Origin of the sequence: Devosia sp. (assembly GCF_036676215.1) — a bacterium.
Lineage (GTDB): Bacteria > Pseudomonadota > Alphaproteobacteria > Rhizobiales > Devosiaceae > Devosia.
This window is the reverse complement of the sequence record NZ_JAKFDJ010000079.1, coordinates 1-1,691: the sequence shown is the minus strand read 5'-3', so window position 1 is coordinate 1,691 and position 1,691 is coordinate 1. Positions and strand designations below refer to the sequence as shown.

The 1,691-nt window shown below is 62.0% G+C and carries 3 protein-coding genes; all 3 read left to right on the top strand.

Features of this window, described 5'->3' with window-relative positions:
• Positions 1 to 229 (top strand): copper resistance protein B (locus tag V6M52_RS08785; protein WP_332700744.1); only part of this gene is annotated, 229 nt, incomplete at its 5' end.
• Between the two features lie 85 nt (positions 230 to 314).
• Positions 315 to 635 carry a copper-binding protein gene (locus V6M52_RS08780; protein ID WP_332700743.1) on the top strand — a complete coding sequence of 107 codons (321 nt, stop codon included), beginning with the start codon at positions 315 to 317 and terminating at the stop codon, positions 633 to 635.
• A gap of 683 nt (positions 636 to 1,318) precedes the next feature.
• Positions 1,319 to 1,691: TonB-dependent receptor plug domain-containing protein (locus tag V6M52_RS08775; protein WP_332700742.1), on the top strand; the 373-nt coding region annotated here is incomplete at its 3' end.

Sequence of the window (1,691 nt, the reverse complement as noted above, 5' to 3'; positions counted from 1 at the left end):
GGCGGAGATCAACCTCGCGGCCCAGGACGACCCCGCGACCGGCGTCGGCTCGGGCCTCACCGACACCGAGCTCGGCCTGCGCCTGCGCTACGAGTTCCGCCGCGAGTTCGCACCCTATGTCGGCGTCGTCCACGAGCGGAAGTACGGGCGGACCGCCGACTTCGCCCGCGCCGCCGGCGAGGACGTCGACACCACCCGCTTCGTCATCGGCCTGCGGGCTTGGTTCTAGCAACCCGGCCTCTCCGAGGTCGGTTCTTTCGGCGGCTGTCCGCCGCCGCCTATGCCGCGCCTATGGCGCCAGCTTGGAGATCGAAATGAAGACTGTCGTCCTGTCCGTCGTGGCCGCCCTGGCCATGAGCTCCGCCGCCGCCGCCCAAAGCGATCACAGCGGTCACGCCGCCCCGAAGGCCGCTCCGTCCGCGGCCCTGGTTGAGGGTGTCGGCGTCGTGAAGAAGGTGGACGTCAAGGCCGGCACGGTCACCCTGGCCCACGACCCCATCAAGGCGCTCAACTGGCCGGCCATGACCATGCCCTTCAAGGTGTCCGACAAGGCCCTGCTCGCAAAAGCGGCCGTCGGCAGCAAGGTCCGCTTCCAGCTAAGCGGCCAGACCATCGTGGGCATCCGAGCTTTCTAGGCCATGGGCCTGTCGGCCGGCCCTCGTCGTCGCCCCGGCCGGCCCCTGGTTTTCGCGAGACGATCTTGACGTCCCTCGCCGGCATATTGCGCCGAGAGATGAGGGATCGGTCTTCCCGGTGCGTATCCGTCCTATCCAACCCCCCTGTTTCGCATGGGGGCAAAGGAAGTTCGCGTTCAGCTAGGGATTTTAAAAGGCCATAGTATTACGGGCGCTTCACCCGCGAAGGCGATGGTGATGTCCGATATATATCATCGCAATGGTTGTAAATATAAGAACTACCGCCCCATGTGTTCGTTGACGAACCCATGAATATTGTCGTGCGGAAAATAAAACGCCAGAACGCATGCTAACTCTGCGATTAAATAGTCATCATTTCCGACGAGCGATGATCGAAAACATACATCCAGGCGCGTATTTCGTGCGAAACCACGACGAGCTAAAAATAGCCAGTATCGTGCGATATGGCTCCAAAGGTTGGAATATTTTTGCCAAATATGTCGTATAGGGCCGAAGTTCAACCCGAAAAATGGTCTATGTCGGCAAGCCGGAACCAGTTTTGGGGTGTCTAATATGTATATACCTATCTTGACACTCTGAGCCACAAAACAAGACAGTCGGATGAATGGCGCGGCCTCGCTGGAGATCGGTCGGGCCGGGGTCCAAAGAGACAGGGGATGGCCATGAGCCGGATTTCGAAGCGTCTGCTTTTCGCGAGCGCGCTGTTTACCACAGCGATGCTGAGCACCCAGGCTGGCGCGCAGCAGCTGGCCGCCAACGACGTCGACGAGGTCATCGTCACCGGCAGCCGCATCAAGCGCGAGGACATCACCGGGGTGGGCCCCGCCACCGTGGTCAGCCAGGAACAGATCGCCCGGGCCGGCATCACCAATGTCGAGGCCTTGCTGCAGCGACTGCCGGCCTCGGCCGGCAACGCCGGCAACCAGACCAACGCCTATTGGACCGGCAACGGCTACGGCACGGCGCAGGTGAACCTGCGCGGCCTGGGCATCAACCGGACCCTCACCCTGATCAACGGTCGTCGCGTCGTGAACG

What these genes read in the sequence shown, in the direction of transcription:
- V6M52_RS08780 (WP_332700743.1), top strand. Translation starts at nt 315, where the DNA reads ATGAAGACTGTCGTCCTGTCCGTCGTGGCCGCCCTGGCCATGAGCTCC.